13 protein-coding genes and 3 rRNA genes are annotated in these 16561 nt (G+C 32.4%); 10 read left to right on the forward strand and 6 right to left on the reverse strand.

Going from position 1 to position 16561, the window contains the following annotated elements:
* Positions 1-213: 213 nt before the first annotated feature.
* From rrf to APAC_RS12785, 3 genes are all read right to left on the reverse strand, one after another.
* A 5S ribosomal RNA gene (gene rrf, locus APAC_RS12775) occupies positions 214-329 on the reverse strand.
* 181 nt (positions 330-510) lie between these two features.
* Positions 511-3438: ribosomal RNA gene (locus tag APAC_RS12780) — 23S ribosomal RNA — on the reverse strand.
* A gap of 300 nt (positions 3439-3738) precedes the next feature.
* A 16S ribosomal RNA gene (locus tag APAC_RS12785) occupies positions 3739-5255 on the reverse strand.
* The 16S, 23S and 5S rRNA genes sit together here, the layout of an rRNA operon.
* Positions 5256-5833: 578 nt before the next feature.
* Between APAC_RS12785 and APAC_RS12790 the strand changes: the two genes are divergently transcribed.
* Together APAC_RS12790 and APAC_RS12795 are read left to right on the forward strand one after the other, a co-directional pair.
* Complete coding sequence (locus tag APAC_RS12790; protein ID WP_130234472.1) at positions 5834-6538, forward strand: Bax inhibitor-1/YccA family protein; 705 nt, start codon at positions 5834-5836, stop codon at positions 6536-6538.
* 42 nt (positions 6539-6580) lie between these two features.
* The gene (locus APAC_RS12795; RefSeq protein WP_130234473.1) at positions 6581-6985 is read left to right on the forward strand and encodes a thiamine-phosphate pyrophosphorylase; all 405 of its coding nucleotides are present in this window, start codon (positions 6581-6583) and stop codon (positions 6983-6985) included.
* Here APAC_RS12795 and APAC_RS12800 read toward each other — a convergent pair.
* A complete protein-coding gene (locus APAC_RS12800; RefSeq protein WP_130234474.1) occupies positions 6937-7629 on the reverse strand; it encodes a methyltransferase domain-containing protein in 693 nt (230 codons plus the stop codon). The genes APAC_RS12795 and APAC_RS12800 overlap by 49 nt on opposite strands.
* 72 nt (positions 7630-7701) lie before the next feature.
* On the opposite strand from APAC_RS12800, the gene secG reads away from it, so the two are divergent.
* The 5 genes from secG to APAC_RS12825 all read left to right on the forward strand — a co-directional run bounded on the left by secG (position 7702) and on the right by APAC_RS12825 (position 10662).
* The gene (gene secG / locus APAC_RS12805) at positions 7702-8076 is read left to right on the forward strand and encodes a preprotein translocase subunit SecG (RefSeq protein WP_130234475.1); all 375 of its coding nucleotides are present in this window, start codon (positions 7702-7704) and stop codon (positions 8074-8076) included.
* Between the two features lie 249 nt (positions 8077-8325).
* A complete protein-coding gene (frr, locus tag APAC_RS12810; RefSeq protein WP_130234476.1) occupies positions 8326-8883 on the forward strand; it encodes a ribosome recycling factor in 558 nt (185 codons plus the stop codon).
* 5 nt (positions 8884-8888) lie between these two features.
* Positions 8889-9488: an orotate phosphoribosyltransferase gene (gene pyrE, locus APAC_RS12815; RefSeq protein WP_130234477.1), complete on the forward strand. Its 600-nt coding sequence runs from the start codon at positions 8889-8891 to the stop codon at positions 9486-9488.
* Positions 9488-9982 (forward strand): RDD family protein, encoded by a 495-nt coding sequence (locus APAC_RS12820; protein WP_130234478.1) that lies wholly within the window; start codon positions 9488-9490, stop codon positions 9980-9982. The genes pyrE and APAC_RS12820 overlap by 1 nt, the downstream gene beginning before the upstream one ends.
* Positions 9982-10662 carry an MFS transporter gene (locus tag APAC_RS12825; RefSeq protein ID WP_130234479.1) on the forward strand — a complete coding sequence of 227 codons (681 nt, stop codon included), beginning with the start codon at positions 9982-9984 and terminating at the stop codon, positions 10660-10662. The genes APAC_RS12820 and APAC_RS12825 overlap by 1 nt, the downstream gene beginning before the upstream one ends.
* On the opposite strand, the gene APAC_RS12830 is transcribed toward APAC_RS12825, so the two are convergent.
* Complete coding sequence (locus tag APAC_RS12830; protein ID WP_130234480.1) at positions 10646-11476, reverse strand: transposase; 831 nt, start codon at positions 11474-11476, stop codon at positions 10646-10648. The two genes, APAC_RS12825 and APAC_RS12830, sit on opposite strands and share 17 nt — an antisense overlap.
* A gap of 722 nt (positions 11477-12198) precedes the next feature.
* On the opposite strand from APAC_RS12830, the gene APAC_RS12835 reads away from it, so the two are divergent.
* The 3 genes from APAC_RS12835 to APAC_RS12845 are packed head-to-tail and all read left to right on the forward strand — an operon-like array spanning position 12199 to position 15186.
* Positions 12199-12627, forward strand: a complete 429-nt coding sequence (locus APAC_RS12835; RefSeq protein WP_130234481.1) for an MFS transporter — start codon at positions 12199-12201, stop codon at positions 12625-12627.
* Positions 12628-12666: 39 nt separating this feature from the next.
* Entirely contained in the window at positions 12667-13305 is a 639-nt protein-coding gene (locus APAC_RS12840; RefSeq protein WP_130234482.1) for a hypothetical protein, read from the forward strand.
* A gap of 48 nt (positions 13306-13353) precedes the next feature.
* Positions 13354-15186 carry a mechanosensitive ion channel domain-containing protein gene (locus APAC_RS12845; RefSeq protein WP_130234483.1) on the forward strand — a complete coding sequence of 611 codons (1833 nt, stop codon included), beginning with the start codon at positions 13354-13356 and terminating at the stop codon, positions 15184-15186.
* Between the two features lie 9 nt (positions 15187-15195).
* Here APAC_RS12845 and mgtE read toward each other — a convergent pair whose 3' ends face one another.
* Positions 15196-16560, reverse strand: coding sequence for a magnesium transporter (mgtE, locus tag APAC_RS12850; RefSeq protein WP_130234484.1), 1365 nt, complete (start codon positions 16558-16560; stop codon positions 15196-15198).
* Position 16561 lies beyond the last annotated feature (1 nt).

The following is a 16561-nucleotide window of genomic DNA, read 5'->3' on the forward strand; positions in this document are numbered from 1 at the left end:
GGTATAAAATTCAATAAAGATTCATATTGATAATCAATTATAATAAAAAATAGTAGAAAGCAATAGGAAATAAACTAAATAAAAATGTAAGACTAAATAGTAAAAAAGGGAATAAAAAAGAGAATAGCAGAATTAATAAAAAAGCTGCTAAAAAAAAGCCTACCTAAACAGACTTAAAAAAGAATGCTTAGATAGGCTATTTGTAAACTCAAGAGCTGGCAGCGGCCTACGTTTCCACACCTGAAAGGTGCAGTATTATCAGCGATGAAGTGCTTGACTTCCAGGTTCGGAATGGAGCTGGGTATTTCCACTTCTCTGTAACCACCAGCAATATGAGTAAAGAAGATACTTATAAAGTATACTCTTTACTCACATCAAGATAGTCTTGAGTGTAAAGATAATGTTAAAGTCTTAAGCTCTTAAAAAAATTGACATTTTTTCAAGGTAACGCTTTACAATTTTACACTGTTTATTAAGTAAACTTAATAAGATAGTAAACCAAGAAATTTATAAAAAAAGCCAAACGATCTATTAGTACTGGTCAGCTAAACGCCTTACAACGCTTACACATCCAGCCTATCAACCTCGTAGTCTTCGAGGGATCTTCAGGGAAAGTTCATCTTGGAGTTGGCTTCGAGCTTAGATGCTTTCAGCTCTTATCACATCCGTACGTAGCTACCCAACGATGCTCTTGGCAGAACAATTGGTACACTAGTGGTACGTTCATCCCGGTCCTCTCGTACTAGGGACAAATCTCCTCAACTTTCCTACGCCCACGGAAGATAGGGACCGAACTGTCTCACGACGTTCTGAACCCAGCTCGCGTACCGCTTTAAATGGCGAACAGCCATACCCTTGGGACCTGCTCCAGCCCCAGGATGCGATGAGCCGACATCGAGGTGCCAAACCTCCCCGTCGATGTGAGCTCTTGGGGGAGATCAGCCTGTTATCCCCGGCGTACCTTTTATCCTTTGAGCGATGGCCCTTCCACACAGAACCACCGGATCACTATGACCGACTTTCGTCTCTGTTCGACTTGTATGTCTCACAGTCAAGCTAGTTTATGCCATTATACTCAACTGGCGATTTCCATCCGCCATGAACTAACCTTTGTAAGCCTCCGTTACTTTTTAGGAGGCGACCGCCCCAGTCAAACTACCCACCAGACATTGTCCTGAAGAAGGATAACTCCTCGCAGTTAGTAACTCAAATATTCAGGGGTGGTATCTCAAGGATGGCTCATACTCTACTGGCGTCTAGTAATCAAAGCCTCCCACCTATCCTGCACATGAATATCCAAGCTACAGTGTCAAGCTGTAGTAAAGGTGCACGGGGTCTTTCCGTCTTTCCGCGGGTAGGAGGAATTTTCACCTCCACTACAATTTCACTGGATCCCTGGTTGAGACAGCTCCCATCTCGTTACGCCATTCATGCAGGTCGGTATTTAACCGACAAGGAATTTCGCTACCTTAGGACCGTTATAGTTACGGCCGCCGTTTACTCGGGCTTCGATCAAATGCTTCGCTTATGCTAACATCATCAATTAACCTTCGAGCACCGGGCAGGCGTCACACCTTATACATCCACTTACGTGTTAGCAAAGTGCTGTGTTTTTGGTAAACAGTCGGGAGGGACTCTTTGTTGCAACCTCTTTAGCTTTTGAGAGCAAGTCTCTATACCAAAGTAGGCACACCTTATACCGAAGATACGGTGCTAGTTTGCAGAGTTCCTTAACCAGGGTTCTTCCACGCGCCTTAGAATACTCATCCCACCTACCTGTGTCGGTTTACGGTACGGGCAACATATAATATACTTAGTGGCTTTTCTTGGCACGACAGTATCATCGATTCTCTATCATCTCCGAAGAGCGTCAAGAGCCTGTAAGATCTCGGTCTAACGATACCCGGATTTGCCTAAGTATCAACCTACGTCCTTCGACCCACTATTCCATCAGTGAGCTCGATTAACTCTATGCGTCCCCACATCGCGCTTATATGTTGGTATTGGAATATTAACCAATTTGACATCGTCTACCCCTTTCGGACTCGACTTAGTTCCCGACTAACCCTACGATGACGAGCATCGCGTAGGAAACCTTGGGTTTTCGGCGAAGAGGATTCTCACCTCTTTTATCGCTACTCATGCCTGCATGCTCACTTCTATCCGCTCCAACGCTCCTTACCGGTACATCTTCTACGCTGAATAGAACGCTCTCCTACCACTCAATTAAAAATTGAATCTAAAGCTTCGGTGTACATCTTAGCCCCGTTATATTTTCCGCGCAGAATCACTAGACCAGTGAGCTGTTACGCTTTCTTTAAAGGATGGCTGCTTCTAAGCCAACCTCCTGGTTGTCACAGTAACTCCACATCGTTTTCCACTTAGATGTAACTTAGGGACCTTAGCTGTTAGTCTGGGTTGTTCCCCTCTCGACATAGGATTTTATCACCCTACGCCTGACTCCTGCGATTACACATATAGTATTCATAGTTTGATAGGGTTTGGTACCGCGGTAAGCAGCCCTAGCCCATTCAGTGCTCTACCCCTATATGCTACTACGCAAGGCTATACCTAAATATATTTCGGAGAGAACCAGCTATCACGAAGTTTGATTGGCCTTTCACCCCTATCCACAAGTCATCCGGGGACTTTTCAACGCCCATCGGTTCGGTCCTCCACTGGCTCTTACACCAGCTTCAACCTGCTCATGGATAGATCACTTCGTTTCGGGTCTGCAGCATCTGACTAAGGGAACCCATTAAGAACATAAAGTTCTTAATGGGGACCCTATTTCGCCCTATTAAGACTCGCTTTCGCTACGGCTTCGTACTTGACTTAACCTTGCCAGATACCACAACTCGCAGGCTCATTATGCAAAAGGCAGTCCGTCACCCTGATAAATCATAGGGCTCCGAATGATTGTAAGCTAATGGTTTCAGGTTCTATTTCACTCTCCTCGCTGGAGTACTTTTCACCTTTCCCTCACGGTACTTGTTCACTATCGATCTGTAAGTAGTATTTAGGGTTGGAGGGTGGTCCCCCCATATTCAGTCAAAATATCACGTGTTCCGACCTACTCGTTCCATACCTTAGTTCCACATAAAAGATTTTAAATACGAGACTATCACTCTCTATGGTGTATCTTTCCAAATACTTCTTCTATCTAATATGCTAAATGTATGCGCCCTATTCCGCGTTCGCTCGCCGCTACTGACGGAATCTCAATTGATTTCTCTTCCTCTGGCTACTGAGATGTTTCACTTCACCAGGTTTGCCTCCTCGAAAGGATAATATAGCTCGCACTATATTGGGTTGTCCCATTCAGAAATCTCTGGATCAATGCCTCTTGACGGCTCCCCAAAGCTTATCGCAGTCTAGTACGTCTTTCATCGCCTCTTACAGTCTAGGCATCCACCATTAGCCCTTAATAGCTTTTCAAATAACTTAGTAAACTAAGCTACCTTTTTTCTTAATAGTATTTCTACTATTTTTTGAATAATTATTCCTTGGCTACTATCTTATTAAATTTACATTTAATAAATATAGTTGTGTTTTAAATTGTTTCTTTATTAACTTATATCTATATCGCTATAAATATTCGCTAGAAAAATTTTAAGACTTTAACATTATGTTTTTAAATATCACAAGATTATTCTCATAATCTTTATAAACTGAATATATCAATTAGTTTTTCTATAAATGTTTCGAGTTAAGAAACGAATCTTAACTCTTTCTCTGAAAGGAGGTGATCCAACCGCAGGTTCTCCTACGGTTACCTTGTTACGACTTCACCCCAGTCGCTGAATCCACTGTGGAAGGTAGCTACTTTAGCATCCCTGCTTCGAATGAGTTCAACTCCCATGGTGTGACGGGCGGTGAGTACAAGACCCGGGAACGTATTCACCGTAGCATAGCTGATCTACGATTACTAGCGATTCCAACTTCAAGTAGTCGAGTTGCAGACTACTATCCGAACTGGGAGATATTTTTGAGATTTGCTCCACGTCACCGTATCGCTGCTCTTTGTATACCCCATTGTAGCACGTGTGTAGCCCTGGTCGTAAGGGCCATGATGACTTGACGTCGTCCTCACCTTCCTCCTACTTGCGTAGGCAGTCTCGTTAGAGTTCTCAGCCGAACTGTTAGCAACTAACGACGAGGGTTGCGCTCGTTGCGGGACTTAACCCAACATCTCACGACACGAGCTGACGACAGCCGTGCAGCACCTGTATATAAGTTTCTGCAAGCAGACACCAATCCATCTCTGGAAAGTTCTTACTATGTCAAGACCAGGTAAGGTTCTTCGTGTATCGTCGAATTAAACCACATGCTCCACCGCTTGTGCGGGTCCCCGTCTATTCCTTTGAGTTTTAATCTTGCGACCGTACTCCCCAGGCGGTACACTTAATGTGTTAACTGCATTACTGCAAGGTCTAGCCTCACAACAACTAGTGTACATCGTTTAGGGCGTGGACTACCAGGGTATCTAATCCTGTTTGCTCCCCACGCTTTCGCGTCTCAGCGTCAGTAATGTTCCAGTAGATCGCCTTCGCAATCGGTATTCCTTCTGATCTCTACGGATTTTACCCCTACACCAGAAATTCCATCTACCTCTCCCATACTCTAGATAGACAGTTTTGGAAGCAGTTCTATGGTTGAGCCATAGGATTTCACTCCCAACTTATCTATCCGCCTACACGCTCTTTACGCCCAGTGATTCCGAGTAACGCTTGCGCCCTCCGTATTACCGCGGCTGCTGGCACGGAGTTAGCCGGCGCTTATTCATATAGTACCGTCATTATCTTCCTATATAAAAGGAGTTTACGCACCGAAATGTGTCATCCTCCACGCGGCGTTGCTGCATCAGGGTTTCCCCCATTGTGCAATATTCCCCACTGCTGCCTCCCGTAGGAGTCTGGACCGTGTCTCAGTTCCAGTGTGACTGATCATCCTCTCAAACCAGTTAAGCGTCATTGTCTTGGTGAGCCATTACCTCACCAACTAACTGATACTGTACAGGCCGATCTTGAAGCTATAAATATTTCCCTTGCAAACTTTTGTTTTAAAGGCATATAGGGTCTTAGCAGTCGTTTCCAACTGTTATCCCCTTCTTCAAGGCACATTACCTATATATTACTCACCCGTTCGCCACTTAGCTGACAGTATTAGCAAGCTAATACCCGTTCTCGTTCGACTTGCATGTGTTAAGCACGCCGCCAGCGTTCACTCTGAGCCAGGATCAAACTCTCCATAAAGTGTTTGAAACTGACAACTTTATGTAACTTTGCATTCTAAAAAAATTTGCATTTTTTCAGAGTACTGCAATTTTAGTTACAAAATTATCACTCATTGTTTAGCTTAAAGCTAAAAATAAAATTTTTACATTCTATTTAATAGACAAGAATTTTTATTCTTGTTTTTTTATTTAACATTTATTTAATTATCTTATTGATAATATTCAGTTTATAAAGATTACTCTTCTTTAAACTTTATTTCTTTTTAAAGATCGTTAACTCTCAACTCATCTCTCTTCCGTTTGATGTGTCTCAGTCAATTTGGACGGGAATTATAATAGATTCTTGACCCTTTGTCAAGGGGTTTATGCTTAAATTTAACTTAAATTTTAAAATTCCTCCCTTTCCCACCTTTTTACTCTGTTTCTATTGGGTTTTTTATTCCTTTTGTTTAGTTTTAATACTTATTAACTATCTATTTACCTTTATGCTTTAATATTAAGAGTGAAATTAATATCTTTATTTTAATTAAGGATATTATTAAGAGTAACTAAATAAAATTACGCAAAATAAATTTAAATATAAAAAGGAAATTAAAGATGTATAATAGAGATTATCTTTCGAATCAATCTTCTGAGTATACAACACAAGAATCTTCGAAAACTGAATTGATGGCTTTCCTTAAAGCTACTTATCAATTATTTGCTGGTTCTTTATTATCAGCAACTGCTGGTGCATATGTTGGATTAGGAATTGTTTCATTATTAATGGGTCCAGTTAAATGGGTTCTGTTTGCAGTAGAGCTTGCATTAATTTTCTTCGTTATTCCTAGAGTTAAGCATACTCCAGGTGTTAACTTAGCAGTATTATTTGCATTTACATTCATTACAGGTCTTACAATTGCTCCATTATTAGCTGCAATTTTTGCAATGCCAAGTGGTGCAGCTATAGTTGGACAAGCGTTCTTAATGACTTCAGTTGCCTTTGGTGGAATTTCTATGTTTGCTATGACAACTAAAAGAGATTTCTCTTCAATGGGTAAATTTTTATTTATTGCTTTAATCATTATGATTGTTGCAGGTATTTCTAATATCTTTATTCAATCTTCTATGATGCAATTAATTATTGCAAGTGCTGGTGCTTTATTATTCTCTGCGTTTATTTTATATGATACACAGAATATAATCAAAGGTCACTATGATTCTCCAGTTGAAGCTGCATTATCACTTTACTTAGATTTCTTTAATCTGTTTATATCTTTATTACAGATTTTAGGAATTATGAACAGTAACAGTGACAACTAATAAAAACTAACTCCTTTTGGAGTTAGTCTTACTATATATAATATGAACTCAAATAATTTAAGACTAATTGATGCTAATTTGAATAGACTACGTGAAGGAATTCGAGTAGTAGAGGATATATTTAGATACATATATAATGATAAACAAACTGCTTTAAAATTAAAAGATTTAAGACATAAAGCTAGAACTAATAATTATACTGAACTATTAAAAACTAGAGATGTTGCAAATGACGTTTTAAGAAGTTCAATTAAAAGTGAACAAAATAGAGATGATTTATACTCTATATTAATAGCAAATTTCAAAAGAGCTCAAGAGAGTTCTAGAGTACTTGAAGAGTTTACAAAACTAATTTCAATAGAAGATAGTGAAAACTTTAAATATATTAGATATGAACTTTATAACTTAGAAACTGTTTTAACAAAAATTACTTCAAACTCTAAATAGTTTAAACTATACTCTTTATACAATTTTTTAGAATCTGTATATGAAAGTGATTTTTCACCACTAACACCTGATTTTTTTATGTAATCAAATAAATCTTTTTTATTATCAAACTCCAATTTATAAGTAATAATTTCAAATTCACACTCAAAATATTTTGAGAACGCTTCTTTTATAGAAAATTCATCTAATATAGGAGATTTTGTATTTGTAATAACTTGAATAGTTTTAAATGTATTAGATGTAAATAACACTGCATTAATTTCATTTGTTACATTTGATAAAACTTTTATAATTTTTGATAAATCTTTTGACCATTGAAGTGCAGATGAAGACAAAACAATATCATATTTATCATTTTTAATTTCATTTAAAAACTCTTCTGTATCAAAGTTAAAACACTTAACTTCTACATTATTGCTTTTTGGATGAAGATCACACATTGATTGAGAAGCGTCAATTGCTTTATAAAATTCTATTTCCCAGTCAATATGTTTAAAAACTTGTCCTGAACCACAACCAAGTTCTAAAATTTTTTTTGGTTTTGTTTTTAATTCTCTAATTAATGATTTAGCTATAATTTGTTGAATAATATTATGAGAGTTGTACTCTTTTGCGTATTTGGAAAATTGATTTTTATTTGACATAAGGTATATTTTAACCTTTTCTTAATAAGTTTTAGATAAAATAGGCACCATTTTTAAAAAAGGAACTAGATTATGACATCTACACTTTTAATTGTTCAGTTTGTTTTAGCAGTACTTATAACAATTATCATCCTATTACAAAAAAGTTCAAGCATAGGACTTGGAGCATATAGTGGAAGTAATGACTCACTATTTGGAGCAAAAGGTCCTGCAAACTTTTTATCAAGAGCTACAATGGCATTAGGATTAGTTTTCGTAATTAATACAGTGGCATTAGGATATTTATATAATCAAGAAAGAAATGAGAGTGCAATTGACTCAGTTAAAACTGAGACACTAATTCCTTCAACTCCAGTTGAGAATAAGACAACTGCACCTGCTGCACCGGTAGCTCCTTCTACAACTACAGAAGCACCAGCTGTACCAGCAGTTCCACAAAATAATTAATATAAAGAAAAAGAGACATGAGATATCTCTTTCTTCTTTATAAATCTTATTTTTATCTTATTAGATACATAAATAAATTTAGCAATGATTTGTACAGAAGTATTAATCTATGCTTTAAAAACTTAATAAATTCAATAATTATACCATCTAATATAGGCAGAATATAAAAGGTTAAAATGGTATAATCTACCTCAAATTTCAAGAAGTTAAATATTAAAAACTAATCATATAATTAAAAAAGGAGAATGAATGTTAGAAGAAGTTTATGCATATACTAAAGAGCATATGGAAAAATCAATTGATGCTTTAAAGAAAGATTACAAAAGTTTAAGAACAGGTAAAGTAAATACAAATATCTTAGATGGAATTAAAATAGATTATTATGGAACTCCAACAGATTTAAATCAAGTTGGTTCAGTATTAGCTACTGATGCTACAACTATAAGTATTAATCCATGGGAAAAGAATCTTTTAAGTGATATTGAAAGAGCTATTCAAAATGCAAATATTGGAGTAAACCCGAATAATGATGGAGAAGTAATTAAATTATTCTTTCCACCAATGACAGTTGAACAAAGAAAAGAGACTGCAAAACAAGCTAAAACAATGACTGATAATGCAAAAGTTGCAATTAGAAATGTAAGAAAACACTCTAATGATAAAATCAAAGCTTTATTAAAAGATAAAGAGATAACTGAAGATGAGAGCAAAAAAGCTCAAGATGAAGTTCAAAAAATTACAGATTCTTTTGTAGCTAAAGCTGATGAGACTTTAAAAGCAAAAGAAAATGAAATTTTAACGGTATAATAACAATGAATGTAGAACAAATTTATAAAGATGCAAATGCATTACTTGAAGGTCATTTTAAATTAAGTAGTGGTAATTACTCTAACTTTTATTTACAATCAGCAAAAGTTTTAGAAGACCCTAAGACAGCTAAATTATTAGCTGAAGCTTTAGCAGAACAAATCAAAGAATCAGGAATTAAAGTTGATGCTGTTTGTTCTCCTGCACTTGGTGGGCTAATTGCAGGTTTTGCACTAGCAACTGCACTTGATGTTAGATTTATCTTTGCTGAAAGAGTAGAGGGTGAAATGACAATAAGAAGAGGTTTTGAAGTACAAGAAGGTGAAAACTACATTATTTGTGAAGATATTATCACAACTGGTGGAAGTGCACTTGAAGCTGCAAAACAAGTAGAAAATGCTGGTGGTAATATAGTTGCTTATGCTGCACTTGCAAACAGAGGCTTCTGTTCAAGAGTTGGTAGTAACTTAGAAAGACAAGATAATTGTAAATTACCATTAGATAAACCATTATTTGCATTAGAAGACTTTACATTTAAAATGTATACTCCTGAAGAATGTGATTTTAAAGATATTGCATACAAACCAGGTTCAAGAGGAAACTAATGGCTAAATGGAGGGATGTAAAACAAAATAGAGTTCAAAAAGAGTCTATTGAGATTAATCAATCACATAAAAAATTTGATGAAACAATAGAATCAGCAACTATCCCTTCAAGATTAAAAGCTTTTTTAACTGACACATTCTTAATCACAACACCCATTTTTTATATAGTTATTTATTTAATAATGGGTAGTGGTGAAGAGTTTGCTCAAAATAGAAGTTTAGGATGGAGTATAATATTTATAGTACATTTCCTAATAATTTCAATTTTTTGGCTTAAAAACGGTCAAACTCCTGGACTTAGAGCATACGAAGGAAAACTTGTAGATAGTAAAACAAAAAATAGAGTTTCTGTAATACAAGTCTTAATTAGGTATGTTATAACTACATTTAGTGTTATATCAATATTCTTAATGTTTACTCCCTTCTTTAGAAAAGATAAAAAAACAATTCAAGATATATTTTCAAGCACTATCATTATTCCACATAAAAACTAATGTTTTTTAACCTTTCAGCTTTTTATTTCTTTTATTTTGCTGCTGTTGGTGTTTATGTAATATTTTTACCAAAGGTACTTCATGATATTGGATACAGTGCTTTTGATATTGGTATTATTTTAGCTGTTGCTCCTCTTATGAGATTTGCAACTCCATTTATGTTTTTAAAGCATATTAAACTTGATCAAACTATGTTTAAAAGTGCCCTACTTTTTTCTATAGTTGCTACTTCATTTTTTTATTTAACTATTGAAAACTTTTTTGCTTTTTTAATTAATAATGCTTTACTTGCTGCTTGCTTATCTCTAATTTTGCCATATTTAGAAGTTACTGCTATAAAAAATTTAGGTAAAGAAAGATATGGAAAATCAAGATTATATGGCTCTATTGGTTTTACAGTTATAGCACTAATGCTAGGACAATTTTTAACTAAACCATTTATAGCAATACATTATTACTTAGCTGTTAATATTCTAACTGTGATTTTTGCCTTACTTTTATTAAAATATGATATTGAACATAAAGAAGAAAATATAAATGAAGAGCCTTTTTCTTTCTTTAAATATTGGCCATTTTGGCTAAGTCTATTTGCAATGCAAGTAAGTTTTGGTGGTTTTTACAATTTCTTTACTATATATGAAACAGATAATGGAATAAGTTTACTTAACTTTCGCACCTAAAACCAAGCAATTTTCCAGTCACATCTCTTAATAGATCAATGATAGCTGTAAAATCCTCATTTCTATTGACAACTTCTTCAATTTTTGCAATCTCATCTAAAATAGCTAAAAATGCTTGCATAGCTATTGCTAGAGTATGAAGTTCACATTCTAAATCTTTAAACAATCCACCAATTGTTTTAGGTTCATTGCTGATACGATTTATATAGCTAACAACATTGTATGTAAAAAAAGATAGTGTAATTCTGGCTATCAAAGCTTCATAGATTCGATTCTCTTCTTTTCCGAATCCAAAGTGTTCACGAAGTTCTTTATACCCTTGTTCTATATCCCATCGTCTTTTATAAATATCTATAATCTCTTCATCACTAAGTATAAGATTGGTTGATACGATTGGTATTAAATTCTCTTTTGTTTTTATAAAAACAATTTTTAATTTACCAGCTTTTTTATGTTCAACTATGGTTGAAAAATACTCAAACTTTATCTTTTTGCCATATTGACCCATCTTGATAGATTTAAGCTTTTTAAATTTGTTATAGATGCCATCAAGGGTCTTTTTCTCTCCTGTAAAATTCCATATCCTGTCATTGTTTACCATTCTTGAAATGACTTGCAATCCAAGTTCATTCATAGTTTCTATAAATACAGGTTTAGAATACCAGCTATCTACAAGCAGATAATCTGCATATATACCACTAGCTACTGCTCTTTTAATCATCTCTATAGCAATTTGTGATTTCCCTTTTAAGCTTTCCAATCTTCGCTTATGTGCATTGGTTCGATGATCAATAATATTTGTAAACTCTTCTATCTTTACCCTTGCATAATTTTCATAGCAATTGCAAAGTCCAACATAAAATTTGAATAACCATCACTATAGTTTAGTGATACAACATTTACACCTCTGATTTTTCTCTTTGCTTTATTGCTCCAAAGGTTGTCACAACTTCCCTCTATATTTTTACCAACTTTATCTTCAACAGTATCATCAAGTATAAGAACTCTTACTAGCTTTGATCTTGACTTTATGAAGCAGTGATAAAATCTTTAAAGAACTAAGGATAATAGTTTTCTCCATTTATGAGCATTGAAAGTATCGTAATATACATCTTTTTTAAACTATCATTACTTGATCCATAAAGTTGATATTTTTTTATTCATAACTAGCATATATACAAATGTAATACAACCATATGAACAGCAACTCCCTCTTTTTTAGAAAAATTGCTCTTTGTTAAAATGTTTTCATATTTAATATCGAATGTTTCATAAATTGGATTTTTAGTTGTCGTTTATATGCTTATTATCTTAGATTCTATCTGCATTCTTACCCTTTAATATAATAGATATTATAGCTAAAATGCCTATTTAAGGGCTTTATTGAGAGTTCAAAATAGAAAAATATCATAGAAAAACAACTAAATTATTTTTATGTCAACAAGGATAAGATTATTAACTAAAGGAGTAATGTTTTAGGGAGATTTAGCTACAATTTTAATCAATTTAACGTGCGAAAGTTAAGTAAGTTTAGAAATGACTTCTTATCTTTGGTCATTTGGTGTTTTATGTGAAATTATAATGCTATATTTCCAAGGTCCTATTTTAAAAAACAATTTACTTACTATAATAAAATTTTGTGTAGGTATTACAGTATTTAGATGGTTATTATTATATTTATATCCTGACTCATTATCTATTACTTTCATTTCACAAAGTATTCATGCATTCTCTTTTGGTCTTTATCATAGTGCTGTAATTATATATCTTTACACACTTTACTCAAATAAAAAACTTGCACAACAGTTTATGTACGGAGTAGCTTATGGACTAGGTGGTTTTTTTGGTGCATATATATCTGGAGTTGTTTATGGAGAGTTTTTATTTTTATATAGTGCAATATTCTCTGCTATTGCATTTTTTTCTTTATTTTTTGTGAAAAAAAATCAAGAATCTGTAGTATAATTCCGAAAAATATATATCTTACAAAAAGGGGCTACTACAGTGCCTTTAAAAAACTACAGTTCAATTTTTATTGAAATAAAAAAATCTAAATTTTTGAAAATTCAAGCCATTGTATTATTTATAATTACATATATAGATTGGACACTAATTCCTTTTGTCACTAAACTTGAAGGAACATATCTTCCTGTTTTTATGATAAGTTTATATATGTTAATTGGAGCCTTAGATGGTTTTATTCAACCTCTATTTAAAAATGTTAAAATCTATAATATTTATTTATTTGCAATATTTTTAGATATTATTCAAATCTTTTCTTATCTATTTTTTGGATATTCAGTATTAGTTTTTACTTATATAATTTTAACAATATTTACAATTCAAGGAATAACCTTTGAGATAGCTAGAATACATACTGTTGATTTTATGCAAGATGAAGAGGTTGAATTAAAAGATTACTTAATGATTAGATCATTTATGATATCTGTAGCCATTGTTATGGGAAGTTTAACAGCAATGATTTATGACTATTTTAGTGTTAATATGAATTATCTATTTATATATTTAAGCATTATTGGAGTGTTTGGAATAATACTTCAAATAGTACTTTATAAAAAATTTAAAAAGAAAATATATAGCGATGTAGTTATTTTACAAACAGATAAAAGAGAACTTTTTTAGAAGTTTCGTATATAAAATATAGTATCATTCCGCAAGAAAGGATAAGCAATGAAATTTTTATTAATATTAATTATATCTATTAACACACTTTTTGCCATAAGTATTGATAAAACTTGGTTTGATAATACAAATGAAGAGTTACAAAAAATTTATACTGAGCAACTAAATAAAATATCTGCAAATGAAGTAGGTGAACAAAAAGAGCAAATAGATTACCAGAAATTGTTGTTGAAAAGATTAAGTGACGAGTTAAACTTTGATTCTAAATTAAAATTTGAAAAACCAGTAGAAATAAAAGATACTAATAGTTTTATAAAGAGTGTAAAAACTTATTTACAAATTAATTCATCTTTTAATGTTACAAAGCAAAATATAGAAGAGAAATCAAATAAGTTAAAAACTTTAGAAAATCAAATCAATAAAATAAATGATAAAGAGCTTATAAGTACTACTAACTCTCAACTTTTATATGCTTTATATATTTTAGAAAATAAAAATGATAAAAATCAGCTAAAAACACTTGAAGTATTGTTAAATCAATATAAAGAATCATTAGTTAAGTCACTTGAAACTACTACATTTACTTTAGATGGAAAACTAAATGAAAATATCACTAAATCTGTAGAAGAACTAGATTCTATATCTAAAGATCAAAATAGATTATCTTTGCTTTTAGATAAAGCTGTAATTTCTGAAAATGAAAAACAAATAGAAAATACAAAAAAAGAACTAGAAAAGATTGAAAATAAGAAAATCAAACTAATTGATACTATTATTTTTTACAAAGTTGAAGAATTATTAAAACCATTAAAAGAAAAAGATTCTATTTATTTTGATTTAAATAATGATTTAATCTCATTTTTAAAAACAAATAATGTAAATTATGATTCATTAACTGAATTATTGAAGTATTTATCAAGAGTTCATATTGGAATAACAAAATCAACTTTTGCCGATACAAAAGAGAGCTTCACTGATATAATAAAATTTGGTTGGAATGAAGTAAATAAGCCTTATATTCCTTTAGGAGAAGGGGTTTCAATACTTGATATTTCTAAATTCTTATTTATTTTTATTATTGGATTTTCATTAGCAAGTTTTTATAAAAGAAAAATTGGAAAAGCAAACTTAAAAAATAGTTCCCAAGCAACTAAAACATTACTTGCTAACTTAGGGTTTTATTTCTTAGTATTTTTAACATTTATATTTGCACTAAACTCTGTTGGAATTGATTTATCATCACTTACAATCTTAGTTGGTGCGCTTTCAGTTGGTATTGGTTTTGGTTTACAAAACATTGTTTCTAACTTTATTTCTGGAATTATTCTAATCTTTGAAAAGTCTATTCAAGTTGGGAATATCATAGATATTGATGGAGAAAAAAAAGGTAGAGTAACTCAAATCAATATGAGAAGTAGTGTTATTACAACATTTGATAATATTGATGTAATTATTCCAAACTCAACTTTAATGCAAAACAATGTTACAAACTGGACATTTGGTGATGATATTAGAAGATTAAATATTCCATTTGGAGTTGCCTATGGAACTGATGCAAAATATGTGATTAATCTTATAAAAGAAGAACTAGATAAAAGTAATCTAGTTTATATAAAAGATGATATAACACGATTACCAAATGTATGGATGACAGGTATGGGTGCTAGTAGTGTTGATTTTAAACTTTTAGTTTGGATTCATACAAATACAAATAAAGCAGGACTTGATTCATCAAATATTTCTGACTTTTTAGTATTTATTTATGAAACACTAAATAAATATGAAATTGAGATTCCATTCCCTCAAATGGATGTACATATAAAAAAAGAACTTGAAGAAACTATAGAAAAAGAGTCTAAAGAAGAAATAAAAGAGTCATAAATGACTCTTTTATAATAAAATTAGTGTTGCTAAGCCTAAAAAACTAAAGAATCCTACAACATCAGTAACTGTAGTTAAAATCACTGTTGAACCAATAGCTGGATCAATTCCTCTTTTTTGTAAAAATATTGGAATAACTGCACCAAAAAAACCTGCACTAAATAGATTAATCACCATAGAAATAGCTATTACTACTCCTAAAAGAGCAATATCAAACCAAAGATATGCAATAACTCCTATTACAAAAGCGAAAATAAAACCATTTACTAAAGATATGACTACTTCTTTATATATAATCTTTTTTGCATCTTCATAAGAGATCTCACCTAAAGCCATTTGTCTAACTGTTACTGTTAGTGTCTGTGTTCCAGCATTTCCACCCATTGAAGCAACTATAGGCATAAGTACTGCAAGTGCTACAAGAGATTGAATAGTTGCATCAAATAATCCAATTACAACTGAAGCTAAAATAGCTGTGATTAGATTCACTCCAAGCCATAAAGCTCTATTTCTACCAATTAGATACATACTCTCTTCTTGCTCTGATTCATCATTAGTACCAGCAAGTGAGTAAAGTTGTTTTGTATCTATTTGTTGAATAATATCATGAATATCATCATGTGTAATTCTACCAACTAATTTATTCTTATCATCCACAATTGCTAATGCACTTAAATTATAGTGTGTAAACATTTCAACTGCTTCTTTAATATCTTCACTATCTACTATGGAAAAATTAGTAAATTTATCTTCTGGAATATCTTTATAATCTAGATTGCTATCAAAAAGTATTAACTCTTCAAGACCAATTGAACCTATAAACTTATTATTTTCATCTACTATATGCGCATGAAAAATATTATCTAATTCATCATTCTCTTTTTGTTCTTTTAATCTTAAAAGTGATTGTTTTATATTTTCATCAAGTTTAACTTTAAAAAGCTCACTTTGCATATAAGCACCAGCAACATCATCTTCATATGAGTTTAATCTCTCAATGATTTCTTTATCTTCATCATCTAATTTGGAAAGAATAGTTTGCGCAGCTTCTTCGTCATTTTGTGAAATATTGTGAATAAGCATACTAGCATCATCAGAATCCATTTTTGATGTAATATTTGCAATTTTCCTATCACTTAAAACTTCGCTAATCTCTTCTTGAACATAGTTTGGCATTTCACAAAGAATCTCAGCGAATAGATCACTTGGCATTTTTTTACAAATAAACTCATAATCTTCATCACTTATATCTCTAAGTTTTGCTAAATCTTGTGCTAAATCGTATGGATGTATTTCACAGTTATCATTTTTAAAATCTTCTATTATCTGTAAAAAATAGTCTCTTAACTCTTCTGATGTTTTTAAATTTTCCATT

It is taken from the genome of Malaciobacter pacificus, assembly GCF_004214795.1.
GTDB classification, from domain to species: Bacteria; Campylobacterota; Campylobacteria; order Campylobacterales; family Arcobacteraceae; genus Malaciobacter_A; species Malaciobacter_A pacificus.